Genomic DNA, 14,061 nt, shown 5'->3' with positions numbered 1-14,061 from the left:
ACGCTACCCGGCGCTCAGGAGCCCAGGCGCCAGGAGTGCAGGTACTCCTCCTGCTCGGCGGTCAGCGTGTCGATCTCGATCGTCATGGACGCCAGCTTCAGCCGCGCCACCTCGGTGTCGATCTCCTTGGGCACCTGGTGGACGGCCGCGTCCAGAGTGGCGTGCGCGGTGGCCAGCCACGCGCAGGTCAGCGCCTGGTCGGCGAACGACATGTCCATGACGGCGGCGGGGTGCCCCTCCGCGGCCGCCAGGTTCACCAGGCGTCCCTCGGCCAGCAGGACGAGGCGGCGGCCGTCGGCCAGCACGTACTCGTCGGCCTGCGGACGGACGCGGTGCACCTCGACCGCCAGGTCCTGCAGCGCCCGCACGTCGATCTCGACGTCGAAGTGGCCGGAGTTGGCCAGGATCGCGCCGTCCTTCATGACCGCCAGATGCTCGGCGGCCACCACGTCCCGGTTGCCGGTCGCGGTGATGAACACGTCGCCGTGTTCGGCGGCCCGCGCCATCGGCTGCACCGCGAAGCCCTGCAGCGCCGCGTCCAGCGCCTTGACCGGGTCGATCTCGGTGACGACGACGCGCGCGCCCAGCCCTCGGGCCCGCTCGGCCAGGCCGCGTCCGCAGTACCCGAACCCGGCGATCACCACGGTCTTGCCCGCCAGCAGCGTGTTCGTCGCCCGGACGATGCCGTCCAGCGTCGACTGCCCGGTGCCGTACCGGTTGTCGAACATGTGCTTGGTGTCGGTGTCGTTGACCGCCACCATCGGGAACCGCAGCGCGCCCTCCAGGGCCATCTGGTGCAGGCGGATCACGCCGGTCGTGGTCTGCTCGCATCCGGCGCGGACGGTGCCGATCAGGTCCGTCCGGTCGGTGTGCAGGGTGTTGACGAGGTCGCAGCCGTCGTCCAGCACCAGGTCCGGGCCGGTCTCCAGCGCCTGGTGGATGTGCCGGTAGTAGCCCTCGCGGTCCGTCCCGGCGCGGGCGAACACCTCCGCCCCGTACTCGCGCACCAGGGCGGCGGCGGTGTCGTCCTGGGTGGACAGCGGGTTGGACGCCGCCAGCGCCACGCTCGCGCCGCCCGCCTGCAGGGTGCGGATGAGTCCCGCCGTCTCGGTGGTGACGTGCATGCACGCGGCGACCCGCATCCCCGCCAGCGGCCGCTCGACGGCGAAACGCTCGCGGATCTGCCGCAGCACGGGCATCGCCCGGTCCGCCCACTCGATCCGCTTGACGCCCTCATACGCCAGCGACTCGTCGGCGATGTCACTCATCCGCCCACCTCCCCGTCAACCCACCCGCACCCGCACAACCAGAACGATCTTCACACGCCTCGCGTCCCGCCCACGTCACGCCTTGCCGAGGCGTCCCCCATGCAGGGCGTCCCGGCGGGGCGACGCGGCGCCCGCCCCCGCCGCAGAAGCCGCCGCACGCCGCGCGTTCACCGAGCCCGCCTTCGCCTCCTGCCACCGCCGAAGCGCGCAGCGTGCTCGGCGCCGTCACTCACCGCCGCACCGGTCTTCGCCTGGCCGACGCGGCGCGGTGGGCGCGCCTCACCGACGCGCCGTGAAGACCATCCGCGTACCGGGCCGGGCCGCTGCGCCCCCTGAGGCGCCGGTGTCCGTCCGCGCCCGTGCGGCAGGCGGGTGGCGGCGCGGCCTGGTGTCGCCGAGCCTTCGCGGCCCGACAGCCAGGCACGCGAGCCGGCGACGCCGGTGCTCGACGGGGTCTGGGGGCGGAGGGAGTCCGCCCCCAGACGGCCGCTCAGTACCGGTAGTGGTCGGACTTGTAGGGGCCCTCGACGTCGACGCCGATGTACTCGGCCTGCTCCTTGGTGAGCTTGGTCAGCTTGACGCCGAGCGCGTCCAGGTGCAGGCGGGCGACCTTCTCGTCCAGGTGCTTGGGCAGCGTGTAGACGCCGATCGGGTAGTCGTCGGTCTTGGTGAACAGCTCGATCTGCGCGATGACCTGGTTGGTGAACGAGTTGGACATCACGAACGACGGGTGGCCGGTGGCGCAGCCCAGGTTCATCAGGCGGCCCTCGGCCAGCACGATGATCGAGTGGCCGTCCGGGAAGCGCCACTCGTGCACCTGCGGCTTGATCTCGATCTTCTCGATGCCGGGGATGCGGGCCAGCCCGGCCATGTCGATCTCGTTGTCGAAGTGCCCGATGTTGGACACGATCGCCTGGTGCTTCATCCGCTCCATGTGGTCGGCGCGGATGATGTCCTTGTTGCCGGTGGCGGTGACGAAGATGTCGGCGATGCCGATCACGTCGTCCAGGGTGGTGACCTGGTAGCCGTCCATGGCGGCCTGCAGCGCGCAGATCGGGTCGATCTCGGTGACGATCACGCGGGCGCCCTGGCCGCGCAGCGCCTCGGCGCAGCCCTTGCCCACGTCGCCGTAGCCGCACACGACCGCGACCTTGCCGCCGATGAGCACGTCGGTGGCGCGGTTGAGGCCGTCCACCACGCTGTGCCGGCAGCCGTACTTGTTGTCGAACTTGGACTTGGTGACCGAGTCGTTGACGTTGATGGCCGGGAACAGCAGGGTGCCGTTCTTGGCCATGTCGTACAGGCGGTGCACGCCCGTGGTGGTCTCCTCGGTGACGCCCTTGATGCCCTCGGCGGTGGCGGTCCAGCGGCCCGGCTTCTCGGCGATGGTGCGGCGCAGCGTGTCGAGGATGATGGCCCATTCCTCGGGGTCGTCCTCGGACGCGGTGGGCACGGCGCCCGCCTTCTCGTACTCGGCGCCCTTGTGCACCAGCAGGGTGGCGTCGCCGCCGTCGTCCAGGATCATGTTCGGGCCGGTGCCGTCGGGCCACTGGAGCGCCTGGTCGGTGCACCACCAGTACTCCTCCAGGGTCTCGCCCTTCCAGGCGAACACCGGCACGCCCTTGGGGTCGTCGACGGTGCCGTTCGGGCCCACGACGACGGCGGCCGCGGCGTGGTCCTGGGTGGAGAAGATGTTGCAGCTCACCCAGCGGACGTCGGCCCCGAGCTCGACGAGCGTCTCGATGAGCACGGCGGTCTGGATCGTCATGTGCAGCGAGCCCATGATCTTGGCGCCGCGCAGCGGCTTGGCGGCGGCGTACTCCTCGCGCACCGCCATCAGGCCGGGCATCTCGTGCTCGGCGAGCCGGATCTCCTTGCGCCCGAACTCGGCCAGCGACAGATCGGCGACCTTGTAGTCCATGCTTTCGTAGCTCCTTTTGGTGACTCGGGAAACCGGGTCCGCCGCGCCGGGTGATCGGGCGTCGCCCTCGGGCCCGGCTCGCCGCCGGCGGGAGCGGGCGTGGACGGTCGATCAAGGAGCGTCGGTCCGGTCTGACCGCGAGTCTAGGCGCGGCCACGGGCTGGAGGCACGGCCGGGGGCGACTTTCTGACACTGATTTGTCAGAATCGAGCCATGCGTATCACGGAGGCCGCCCGGCGGCTCGGCACGTCCCCCCGGATGCTGCGCTACCGGGAGAGCCTGGGCCTGCTGCCCGCCACCCGCGACTCCGCGCCCCGCCGTCCCGTCTCGGCCCCTGACGGCGCGCCGGCCCGCGCTCCGCAGGCCCCGGCGACGTCGGCCCCGGTGAGCGGACGGGCCGCGTCGGGACGGGACGTGCGGCGCGGCGGCGGCCACCGGCAGTTCGGCGAGGCCGAACTGCGGGCCGTGGCACTCGCCCTCGAACTGGAGAAACGCTACGACATCGGCCCGGCCGAGCTGGCCTTCGGGCTGCGCGTGCTGGCCGAGCCGGACGTGCAGGCACGCGTCCGCGAACTCGGCGAACGCATCGGCCGCCTGTCGGCACCGCCCACCCGCGCCCTCGACTTCGAGAAGGAGAAGGCCCTGCGCCTCCTCCAGCGCCGCCGCTGAGGACCCCGCCCCGTCCGCGCCCGGCACCACCGGCGCCGCGCACCGGGTCAGGTATGGCGCAGGTCGTTCTCGCCGGGGACGACGACGCCGGACTCGTAGGCGAGCATGACCGCCTGGGCGCGGTCGCGCACGCCGAGCTTGGTGAACACGCGGGCCACGTGGGTCTTGACGGTGTGCTCGCTGACGACCAGCCGTGCGGCGATCTCGCTGTTCGACAGGCCGCCCGCGATCAACGTCAGCACCTCGGTCTCACGAGCGGTGAGCGTGGACAGCTCGGCTGGGGCCCGCGGACGGCTGCGGCGCTGGCGGGTGAACTCGCGGATCAGCCGCCCGGTCACCTGCGGGGCCAGCAGCGAGTCGCCGCGCGCGACCACCCGGACGGCCGACACCAGCTCGTCGGCGGTGGCGTCCTTGAGCAGGAACCCGCTCGCGCCCACCGCCAGCGCCTCGTAGACGTACTCGTCGACGTCGAAGGTGGTCAGCACCAGCACCCGCACGGCCTCGGCGCCCGGCCGCGCCAGGATGCGGCGGGTGGCCTCGATGCCGTCCATGCCGGGCATCCGGATGTCCATGACCACCACGTCGGGGCGGTGCAGCTCGGCCAGCCGCACCGCCTCGCGGCCGTCGCCGGCCTCCCCGACCACCGAGATGTCGGGCTGGGCGGCCAGCAGCGCGGCGAACCCGGCGCGCACGATCGTCTGGTCGTCGACGATCAGCACTTTGATCAACGCGACCTCCCCGGGGTGCCGGCGGCGATCACGGACGCGTCCCGCCCGCTCCGCCGCGCCTTCCGCCGTCCCGCATCAGCCGCCCCTCTCGCTCATCCCGAGCCGCGTCCCCCCTCCACCGAAGAGACCGGCAGTTCGGCCTCCACCACGAAGCCGCCGTGATCGGCGGGGCCGGCGGAGAACCTCCCGCCCAGCATGGTCGCACGTTCCCGCATCCCGACGAGACCGTGTCCGCCGCCCGATTCCGCCGGAGGCGCCTCCTCCAGGCGGGTGGGCCCGGACGGGCCGGTCCCGGCGGCCTCGGGATCCAGTACTGCGGTACGGGCCGGCGACCCGTCCCGGTTCAGCACCATGGTGGGCGCCGAGCCCCCGTCGTCCAGCACCCGGACGGCCAGCCTGTCGGGCAGATAGGTCAGTTCCACCTTGACCTCGGCGCCGGGCGCGTGGCGGCGTGCGTTGGTGAGGGCCTCCTGGACGATCCGGTACGCCGACAGCTCGACCGTCGTGGACAGCGTCCGCGGCTCCCCCCGGACGGCCAGGTCGACCCTGCCCCCGGCGCCGCGGTGCTGTTCGATCAGGCCGGGCAGCTCCTCCAGGCGCGGCTGCGGCGCCGACTCGGGTTCGGCCTTGGCGTCGGCGCGCAGCACGCTGAGCAGGCGGCGCATCTCCACCAGCGCCTCCCGCGCGGTGCGGGCGATCTCGGCGTAGCCGTCGCGGGCCTCGGGGGACAGCTCCCGCATCGTGTACGGGGCGGTCTCGGCCTGCACGGCGATCATGGAGACGGAGTGGGCGACCACGTCGTGCAGCTCGCGGGCGATGCGGGCCCGTTCGCGCATCACCGCCTGCTCGCGCTGCACGGCGGTGAGCCGGGTCAGGGTCTCGCTGGTGCGCTCGTCCGCCTCCGCCTGGGTGCGTCCGGCGGTCTCCAGGGTGCGCCGGGCGTCGCCGAGGCCGATGGCGGCCACCACGGCGAGCACGGCGGCGGGCCACGGGACGTGGTCCAGGGTGTCGGTGGCCAGGTACACGACGGCGACGGTGACCACGCTGCCGACCGCCAGCACGCCGGTGGACTGCCGGGGCAGCCGGCGGCCCAGCGCGTACAGGGTGTAGAGCGCGGCGAACGTCGTGGTGACCAGCAGCGTCTGCCCGGTGAGCAGCCCGGCGGCGTACGCGCCGAGGACCATCGCCGCCACCGGCCGCAGGAACTCCTCGCGCCACCCCAGCGGCAGCGTCGCGGCGACCGCGAACCCGCCGGCCACGCTGATCGGCGAGTCGGTCCGGGGCGCCAGCTCGGCCAGCGCCGCGACGGTGAGGGCCAGGCCGGTGAGCGGGGCGAAGTACCAGGCCCGGCTGAACTCGGCCCACGCGTTGATCCAGCGGGGCAGCGGGGCGGTCACGTCGCCCGGCGCCGTGACGCGGGTGCGGCCGTCCCGCGCCCCCGGGCTCCCGGGCGGTCCGGGCGGGGTGCGGCGCGCGGTTCCGTACAGCTTGGCGCCGATGCGGGCGGCCAGCGGACGCAGCAGGCGGCCGATGCCGGTCAGGGCCCACAGCAGCAGCTGACCCAGTCCCGCCACGACGCGTCCGGACAGCCGCCACGCATGGTGGGCGAGCGTCGGGCCGATGCGGGTCGGCGGTGCGTTCGGTGGTCGGTGGTCACTGGTCACGTTCTCCATACTGGCCGTTGCCCGGCTCGGCACACCTCACCGTGCGGTGTTATGCCGACCGCCCGGATCCCCCTGGAGGACGACTCCGGTTCCCTCCTCTGGGACGACGTGCGGAGGACGCGGCGGACCGTAGTGTCATAACCGTGACCGCAGGCGGCAGACCTGCCGACGTAGGGGGTTCGGCGGGGCTGCCGCGGGTCACACCAGACCGTCCGGTTTCAGGGGTCCGGGCGGACGCATGGGAAGGCGCCCTCGCCGGTTCGGCCGTGGAGTGTCTCTGCGGAGGCGCGGCCGGTCATGCCTGGGCTGGGGTCGACCGGCACGGCCTCGGCCGGCCGGCGAGGGAAGCTGCCCCCATAGGAAGATGGCGCGCCCACTGGTTCTGCACGGCCCGCCGCGTCCGTGGGGACGTGACGGGCCGTTCCGGTCGGAACATGCCTCAGGAGGAAGCCGCGCTCTCCGTCCCGGCCGCCTGCGTGGACGTCTGGTCCTGCTTGCGGTGCGCCTCGTCCAGGGCGGGCTCCAGGTAGATCAGGCGGGCGTGCGGGAACTCCGCGCGGACCTTCGCCTCGGCCGCGTCGATGCCGCGGGCCACCTCGGCGGCCGTGTCGTCGTGGTGAACGGCGATCTTGGCGGCGATCAGCATCTCCTCGGGGCCGACGTACTGGGTGCGGAGGTGCATGACGTGGTCGACCTCGTCCACCGACTCCAGCGCGTCGATGATCCGCTGCTCGACCTCGGGGCCGGCGCCCTCGCCGATCAGCAGGCTCTTGGTCTCGATGGCCAGGATGATCGCGATGGCGCCGAGCAGCACGCCGATGCAGACCGTGCCCACGCCGTCCCACACGCCGTCGCCGGTCACGACGGCCATCGTCACGCCGAACAGCGCGAGGATGAGGCCGACCAGGGCGCCGAGGTCCTCCAGCAGCACCACCGGCAGCTCGGGCGCCTTGGCGTGCCGGATGAACTGCACCCACGACTTGTCGCCGCGCAGATGGTTGGACTCCTTGATCGCGGTGCGGAAGGAGAAGCCCTCCATGACGATCGCCGCGATCAGCACGCCGAACGCCCAGGCCGGCGACTCCACCTCGTGCGGATCGCTGATCTTGTGGACGCCCTCGTACAGCGAGAACGCCGCGCCGACCGTGAACAGCACCACGGCGACCACGAACGCGTAGAAATAGCGCTCGCGGCCGTACCCGAACGGGTGCTGGGGGGTGCGGGCGCGCTGGGAGCGCTTGCGGCCCACCAGCAGCAGGCCCTGGTTGCCCGAGTCCGCCACCGAGTGGATCGACTCGGCCAGCATCGACGACGAGCCGGTGAACACGAACGCCACGAACTTGGAGGCCGCGATGCCGAGGTTGGCGGCCAGCGCGGCGACGATCGCCTTGGTTCCGCCCTCCGCGCTCACCGGGCGCCTCCCGCCTTGGCCGGGGTCGCGGACCGCACAGCTCTCATTCCACAATCCTCGCTTTGAGATCTTGGATGGCCGGCACGGGCGTGGGGTCGACGCCCAGCGCGATAGCCAAGTAAACCGTGACGTAGTCCGCAAGCGCGATGAGAGTCGCGATTCTCTCCAGCGGGTGGGCGCCCTCGGCGACGATCTCGGTGACCGGCACGCCCCGCGCCGCGGCGAGCTCGGCCGACACCTCACGGCGCTTGCGCACCTGCGGATGCTCGTCCACGTCGCGCAGCAGCACCAGGTGAATGCCGTGCTCGGCCTCCTCGACGCGGTCGCGGAAGAAGTCGCCCGGGTCGGCGGGGGGACGGGCGAAGTAGCCGTCGAACGCCATCACCTGGTTGTGGTCGGCCTCCGGCAGCTCCCCGTACACGCCCGGGTACTTGGCGTTCTCGTTGAGCTGGCAGCACAGCCGGTAGGCGGCGGTGCCCGCGAGGGGGGACGTGCCCCACACCAGCGGGACGTCGCCCATGAGGTCCAGCGCCGTCCGCTTGGCCGGGTTGACGAACGGCTCGCTGTCGGGACGGCACCGGTGCGCCACGTCCTCCAGCCGTTCCGCCGTCGTCTCCAGCAGCGCGTCCGGCACGTCCGCCAGGCCCAGCTCCCGCGCCGCCACCAGCAACGGGACCGTCAGGCCCCAGAGCGTCGCCCTGGGCTGCCCCACCGACCGCACCGGCACGAACAGCGCGCGCGTCCGCACGGCCAGGTCGGCCAGCGGCGAGTCGGCGCCGCCCACGAACATCAGGCGGCAGCCGCGCCGGGCCGCCTCGGCCGCGACGGCGAGGGTCTCCTCCGTGCCGCCCGAGCACGACACCGCGATCACCAGGTCCGCGGCGCCCACCCAGCCGGGCAGCCGGTAGCCGCGCACCGTCACCACCGGGACCGGGCAGCCGGTGCCGCACACCGCCGCCAGCACGTCCCCGGAGATGCCCGAGCCGCCCATGCCGGTGACCACCACCGCGCGCGGGCGCCCCTCCTCGGCCAGCCGCGCCACGCCCGCCTCGACGGCCAGCCGCCGCGCCTCCCGGATCTGCGCGGCCGACGAGGCGACCTGCCGCAGCATCCCGCCCGGGTCGGCGGCCTCGATCGCGGACGGATCCTCCAGCCCGCCCGCCCCGTCCGGGTCGCTCATCTGGTCTCCGCTCGACTCCGCGACGCCCCTTGGGCGCCGTCCCCACCCTGTACCGGCGTCCGGGCCTCGCCGCGGCCGCCTACATTCCGGACGCGCACGCCCGCCGTCACGTTCCGGGCGAAAGCGTCAAGATTCGCAAACGCGATCACTGTACGACCGTCCGCCCGCGCCGCCTCACGTCACGAGTCACGCGCGTCCGTCCCGAAGGCCGGCTCCCCGCGCCAGAACTCCGCCCGCCGCCAGCGCACTTCGGCTCCGCACGCCGACAGGGCGCGCCGGTCCACAAGCCGGAAGGGCGCGTCTGTCTGCGCGTCGGCCGCGCAGACCGAAAGGGTGCGTCAGGACCACGCGTCGAGGCCGCGCACGCGCCGGGTTCGCAGGGCGGTCGCGTACGGCGGGGGTGTTGCGCGACGTCAGGACGCGGGGGCGCGGGCCTCGTCGACCAGCAGCACCGGGATGTCGTCGCGGACCGGGTAGGCGTAGCCGCAGTCGCCGCCGCACACCAGCTCGGCGGCCTCGTCGTCGGGACGCAGCGGGCCCTTGCAGTTGGGGCAGGCCAGGATCTCCAGCAGCCAGGCGTCGAGCTTCACAGTCAGTTTCCCCTCACGATCGCCAGCACCTCGTCGCGGATCTCGGCCATGGTCCGCTCGTCGGACGCCTCGGCGTTCAGGCGCAGCAGCGGCTCGGTGTTGGACGGCCGCAGGTTGAACCACCAGTCGTCGGTGCCGACGGTGAGGCCGTCGAGCTCGTCGATGGTGACGCCGGGCCGTCCCTCGAACGCCTTCCGGACCCGGGCGGTGGCCGCGGCCTGGTCGGCCACCTCGCTGTTGATCTCGCCGGACGACGGGTAGCGGCCGTACTCGGCCAGCAGCTGCGACAGCGTCCGGTCCGACTGGCCGAGGGCGGCCAGCACGTGCAGCGCGGCCAGCATCCCCGAGTCGGCGAACCAGAAGTCGCGGAAGTAGAAGTGCGCCGAGTGCTCCCCGCCGAACACCGCGCCGGTCTCGGCCATCGTCTGCTTGATGAACGAGTGGCCGACGCGGGTGCGCACCGGGGTGCCGCCGTGCTCGGTGACGATCTCCGGCACGGCCTTGGACGTGATCAGGTTGTGCACGATGGACGCGCCGGGGTGCTTGGCCAGCTCCCGCACGGCCACCAGCGCGGTGATCGCCGACGGCGAGACGATCTCGCCGCGCTCGTCCACCGCGAAGCACCGGTCGGCGTCTCCGTCGAAGGCCAGCCCGATGTCGGCGCCGGTCTCGCGGACCTTGGCCTGCAGGTCGCGCAGGTTCTCCGGCTCGATGGGGTTGGCCTCGTGGTTGGGGAACGTGCCGTCCAGCTCGAAGTACAGCGGCACCAGGTCGAACGGCAGGCCCTCGAACACCACCGGAACGGTGTGCCCGCCCATGCCGTTGCCCGCGTCCACGACGACCTTGAGCGGCCGGACGCCCGACAGGTCCACCAGCGTCTTGAGGTGGTCGGCGTACCCCTTGAGCAGGTCGCGCGAGGAGACGGTGCCGCGCGGCCCGTCGTGGGCGGGGACGCCCTTCTCCACCAGCTCGCGGATCTCGGTGAGCCCGGTGTCGCGGCCGACCGGCTTGGCGCCGGCCCGGCACAGCTTGAGCCCGTTGTACTTGGCCGGGTTGTGGCTGGCGGTGAACATCGCGCCGGGCAGGTCGAGGCTGCCGCTGGCGTAGTAGAGCATGTCGGTCGAGCCCAGCCCGGCCTCGATGACGTCGGCGCCCTGGGCGGTGGCCCCGCGCGCGAACGCCTCGGCGAGCGGCACCGAGGAGGCCCGCATGTCGTGCGCGGTGACCACGGCGTTCGCGCCCGTCACCCGGACGAAGGCCGCGCCCACCGCCTCGGCGGTCTCGGCGTCGAGCTCCTCCGGTACGACGCCCCGGATGTCGTACGCCTTGAAGATCTTGGCGAGATCGCCCACTCCTGCTCCCTGTCCGAATCGCTGTGCTCGCCCCCCAGGGGGACGATCCCTGGCTCCCGGCACCAGGCCACGAGCCTACCGGGCGGAACCGTGCCGCCCCGCAGCGCTCACCCCCACCGCATACCCGGGATACGTCGATTAGCCGCCGACCAGGACGAATCACACATCCGGGTGCGGCACGGCGGGGCCGGCGGTCAGTCCTGACCTGTCTTCTGGTGGGTTTCGGAGGGTTCGGAACGCAGGACCCGGAGATGCCCTCGGCGGCCGATCTCGGTACCCTGCCCGACAGGTTCCTGTCGCCCTCCCGGGACGGGCTTGGCGGCCTCGCGCACCGCGTCGGCCAGGGCCTCCAGGTCGTCGGCGCTGGGCTCGGTCTGCTCCTCCACCGGAAGCCGCACCAGTTCCCAGCCCATGGGGGCGGTGAGCCGCTCGGAGTGCTCGGCGCACAGGTCGTAGCAGTGCGGCTCCGCGTACGTTGCGAGCGGCCCCAGGACCGCGGTGGAGTCGCGGTAGACGTACGTGAGCGTGAAAACTGCGGGCGCCTTGCAGGCGGTGCGGGAGCAGATGCGGACGGGGCTCACGATGGCCGACCGTACCCCGCTCCCGCCGCCTCCGCCACCACCCGACGGCACGTGTCGCCGTTACCGGCCCAATTACGCGAGAACAACTACATTCCGTGCACCCGCCGGTGCGAGGAGCATCACCCCGCGGAGGTGGTCAGCGGTGGGCGGACGGCGGGGAACCGGCGGTGCCGAGCCAGCGCGCGATGGCCGCTCCGCGGGTCCGCACGCCCATCTTGGCGAAGATCCGGTTGACGTGGTTCTTGACGGTGTTCTCCGAGACGACCAGCGCCAGGGCGATCTCCCGGTTGGCGTGGCCGCGCGCGATCAGCTCCATGACCTCGGCCTCACGCGGGGACAGGCCCAGGGCGTGCCGGTCGGGGGCCGGTTCGGCCGCCGCGCCGCCGGTCGCGCGGCGCAGCGCCTCCACCACGGCCTTGCTCGCCGCCGGCGACAGCGGGCTGGCCCGTCCCGCGACCGTGTCGTGGACGGCGGCCACCAGCTCCTCCGCGGCGAACGACCCGTGCACCAGGTACCCGGACGCGCCGTCGCGGATCGCCGTGCCGATCACCTCGGCGTCGGTGTCGTACGACAGCATGAGCACCTTGGCCAGGGCGCTGAGCGGGGCGACGGCGGCCAGCCCGTCGACGCCGGGCATGCGCACGTCCAGCAGGACGATGTCGGGACGCAGCCGCTTGGCCTCCTCCAGGGCGTGGTCCCCGTCCACGGCCTCGCCGACGACGTGCACGTCCCCCGCCTCCAGCAGGGCGACGAGCCCTGCGCGCACGACGGGGTTGTCGTCCACCACGAGCGCGCGTACGCGGCGGATGCCGGCGCCGCTCACCGCCGCTCCCGTACGGGCGAGGCCCCCGCGGACAGGGCGGGTGCGTCCGCCGTGGCCCAGCGCGTCCAGACTTCGGGGTCGGCGGAGCCGCACGGCCAGGGAAGCGTCATCGTCACGGTGGTGCCCTCGCCGGGGGCGGAGTCCACGGTGAGCGCGCCGCCGACCCGGCGGGCGCGTTCGGCCATGCCGACGAGCCCGTAGTGCCCCTTGCGCGCGAGCAGGTGGACGGCGCCGTCGGGCGGGGGCGCGAAGCCCGCCCCGTCGTCCCGCACCGTCAGCTCCAGACGTCCGGCGGCGCACCGCAGGCGCACCTCCACGGAGTCGGCGCGGGCGTGCCGGTCGACGTTGGTGAGGGCCTCCTTGAGCACCGAGACGACCTCGTAACGCACCACCGTGGGCGCGTCCATCGCCCCGGCGGCCCCGGCCAGGTCGGTGCGCGCGGTGACGTCGCTGGAGCGGCTCCACTCGACGACGACCCGCCGGACGGCCAGCGGCAGCGGCAGCCCGTACGCCTCCTCCCGCAGGTCGGCGATCAGCCCGCGGGCCTCGCGGGTGGCCGTCTCCAGCGCGGACACCAGATGGCGGGCGTCGCGTTCGGCGCGGTCGGGGGACTTGCGGATCCACACCGGCAGCGCCGCCGCCGACATCACCATGCCCTGAAGGGTCTTGGCCAGCGAGTCGTGCATCTCCCGGGCCAGCCGGGTGCGCTCGGCCGCCGCGGCCACCGCCGTCTCGATCCGGCGCCTCTCCTCCTCGGCCGCCGCGTACTGGGCGAACAGGCGGCGCAGCATGGCCCCGGCGCAGGCGGTCACCGGGTAGAAGACGGGCAGGCCCAGCAGCGCGTCCGTCCCGTGCGCGGGCTCGGACGCCATGGCCAGGCAGCACAACGCGACCTGCGCGGCGCACACCAGCAGCGCCCGCCGCCACGGGTACAGCACGCCCGCGATGCCCGACGTCATGACGGTCAGCAGGAAGAACTCCCCGTAGACACCGCCCTGGGCGAGCACTCCGTACACCAGCAGACCGTCCAGGCAGCACAGCACGGGCCAGCGCCGCAGCCAGGGCAGGACGGTGCGCCAGGCCGCCGCCGCGAGCGCGGTCTCGGCGGCCAGCGCGGCCACGGCGAGCGCGAGCCCCGGGTCCAGGCGGGCGGCGGGCATGAGGACCAGCGCCATCGCCAGCAACAGGCCCCGGAACAACATGAGCAGCTGGAAGGTCACCCCCAGCCGCGACCAGGCGGATCCCCGCACCATCGGCCACGTGGGTCTGTGTGCCACGCTCAGTAACTTTAACCACTGAATTCGCAACAGAGGTACATGAAGCGCCCGATATTCATGGGCGCGTCGCGGCGGCCCCGGAAGGCCGTCGCCGCGGTCGCGCGGCCCTGCGCGCCTGGGGCGGGAGCCCGTCGCGGGCGGAGAGGTAGTCTTGGTGACGTGCGATCCCGTGTGGCAGGCGTACGGCGCCGCGACCGGCACGGTCGTGGCCTCCGCGGCCCTCTGGCGCCCCCGCAGGCGCCCCTCTCTCGTACCCGCGCCGAACGCTTCGACGACCTCGTCGCCGACGAGGTGCGCCGTCTCGGGCAGCGCTGGGGCCGGGAACTGGCCCGGGTGGAGTTCGCCGTCGAAGAGGTCCCCGAGGTCGAACCGTGGTTCGACGGCCCGGTGCCGCTCGCCCAGACCCGCCCCGGCACGGCAGGACGTCCCGTGCGCATCGTGGTGTTCCGGCGCCCGGTGGAGGCCCGCGGCGGCGGCGAACGGGAGACGTCCCAGATCGTCCGGGACGTCCTCGTCGAGGAGGTGGCCGACCTTCTGGGCCTCTCCCCCGAATCGGTCGATCCCAGCTACGACTCCCCCGACGACTGACCTGGGGCC

The 14,061-nt window shown here is 73.3% G+C and carries 13 protein-coding genes; 2 read left to right on the top strand and 11 right to left on the bottom strand.

The features are described 5' to 3' along the window. Window positions 1-14: 14 nt before the first annotated feature. Together ahcY (ABD811_RS29705) and ahcY (ABD811_RS29700) are read right to left on the bottom strand one after the other, a co-directional pair. Entirely contained in the window at window positions 15-1,268 is a 1,254-nt protein-coding gene (gene ahcY, locus ABD811_RS29705) for an adenosylhomocysteinase (protein WP_344954374.1), read from the bottom strand. Window positions 1,269-1,758: 490 nt separating this feature from the next. Then, complete coding sequence (ahcY, locus tag ABD811_RS29700; protein WP_344954372.1) at window positions 1,759-3,189, bottom strand: adenosylhomocysteinase; 1,431 nt, start codon at window positions 3,187-3,189, stop codon at window positions 1,759-1,761. Window positions 3,190-3,402: 213 nt separating this feature from the next. Between ahcY (ABD811_RS29700) and ABD811_RS29695 the strand changes: the two genes are divergently transcribed. Continuing rightward, the gene (locus ABD811_RS29695; RefSeq protein ID WP_344954370.1) at window positions 3,403-3,858 is read left to right on the top strand and encodes a MerR family DNA-binding transcriptional regulator; all 456 of its coding nucleotides are present in this window, start codon (window positions 3,403-3,405) and stop codon (window positions 3,856-3,858) included. Window positions 3,859-3,905: 47 nt separating this feature from the next. On the opposite strand, the gene ABD811_RS29690 is transcribed toward ABD811_RS29695, so the two are convergent. The 9 genes from ABD811_RS29690 to ABD811_RS29650 all read right to left on the bottom strand — a co-directional run bounded on the left by ABD811_RS29690 (window position 3,906) and on the right by ABD811_RS29650 (window position 13,464). Continuing rightward, the gene (locus ABD811_RS29690) at window positions 3,906-4,586 is read right to left on the bottom strand and encodes a response regulator transcription factor (protein WP_344954368.1); all 681 of its coding nucleotides are present in this window, start codon (window positions 4,584-4,586) and stop codon (window positions 3,906-3,908) included. A gap of 92 nt (window positions 4,587-4,678) precedes the next feature. Beyond that, window positions 4,679-6,250, bottom strand: a complete 1,572-nt coding sequence (locus ABD811_RS29685) for a sensor histidine kinase (protein ID WP_344954366.1) — start codon at window positions 6,248-6,250, stop codon at window positions 4,679-4,681. A gap of 439 nt (window positions 6,251-6,689) precedes the next feature. After that, complete coding sequence (locus ABD811_RS29680; RefSeq protein WP_344954364.1) at window positions 6,690-7,661, bottom strand: cation diffusion facilitator family transporter; 972 nt, start codon at window positions 7,659-7,661, stop codon at window positions 6,690-6,692. 43 nt (window positions 7,662-7,704) lie between these two features. Next, window positions 7,705-8,841 carry a bifunctional phosphoglucose/phosphomannose isomerase gene (locus ABD811_RS29675; protein ID WP_344954362.1) on the bottom strand — a complete coding sequence of 379 codons (1,137 nt, stop codon included), beginning with the start codon at window positions 8,839-8,841 and terminating at the stop codon, window positions 7,705-7,707. A gap of 413 nt (window positions 8,842-9,254) precedes the next feature. Then, window positions 9,255-9,437 carry a Trm112 family protein gene (locus ABD811_RS29670; RefSeq protein ID WP_344954973.1) on the bottom strand — a complete coding sequence of 61 codons (183 nt, stop codon included), beginning with the start codon at window positions 9,435-9,437 and terminating at the stop codon, window positions 9,255-9,257. After that, window positions 9,434-10,783, bottom strand: a complete 1,350-nt coding sequence (locus tag ABD811_RS29665; protein ID WP_344954360.1) for a phosphomannomutase/phosphoglucomutase — start codon at window positions 10,781-10,783, stop codon at window positions 9,434-9,436. Before ABD811_RS29665 ends, ABD811_RS29670 begins: the two co-directional genes overlap by 4 nt. A gap of 194 nt (window positions 10,784-10,977) precedes the next feature. Next, window positions 10,978-11,364, bottom strand: coding sequence for a DUF3499 domain-containing protein (locus ABD811_RS29660; protein ID WP_344954358.1), 387 nt, complete (start codon window positions 11,362-11,364; stop codon window positions 10,978-10,980). 136 nt (window positions 11,365-11,500) lie between these two features. After that, the gene (locus ABD811_RS29655) at window positions 11,501-12,187 is read right to left on the bottom strand and encodes a response regulator (RefSeq protein ID WP_344954356.1); all 687 of its coding nucleotides are present in this window, start codon (window positions 12,185-12,187) and stop codon (window positions 11,501-11,503) included. Then, complete coding sequence (locus ABD811_RS29650; protein WP_344954354.1) at window positions 12,184-13,464, bottom strand: sensor histidine kinase; 1,281 nt, start codon at window positions 13,462-13,464, stop codon at window positions 12,184-12,186. The genes ABD811_RS29655 and ABD811_RS29650 overlap by 4 nt, the downstream gene beginning before the upstream one ends. Window positions 13,465-13,623: 159 nt before the next feature. Here ABD811_RS29650 and ABD811_RS29645 point away from each other — a divergent pair, with 159 nt between their 5' ends. Continuing rightward, window positions 13,624-14,052 carry a metallopeptidase family protein gene (locus tag ABD811_RS29645; RefSeq protein ID WP_344954352.1) on the top strand — a complete coding sequence of 143 codons (429 nt, stop codon included), beginning with the start codon at window positions 13,624-13,626 and terminating at the stop codon, window positions 14,050-14,052. The last annotated feature ends 9 nt before the right edge of the window (window positions 14,053-14,061 follow it).

It is taken from the genome of Actinomadura miaoliensis (assembly GCF_039536785.1).
Classification (GTDB): domain Bacteria; phylum Actinomycetota; class Actinomycetes; order Streptosporangiales; family Streptosporangiaceae; genus Spirillospora; species Spirillospora miaoliensis.
The sequence above is the reverse complement of the archived record's forward strand: the minus strand, read 5'-3'. Positions and strand labels throughout refer to the sequence as shown.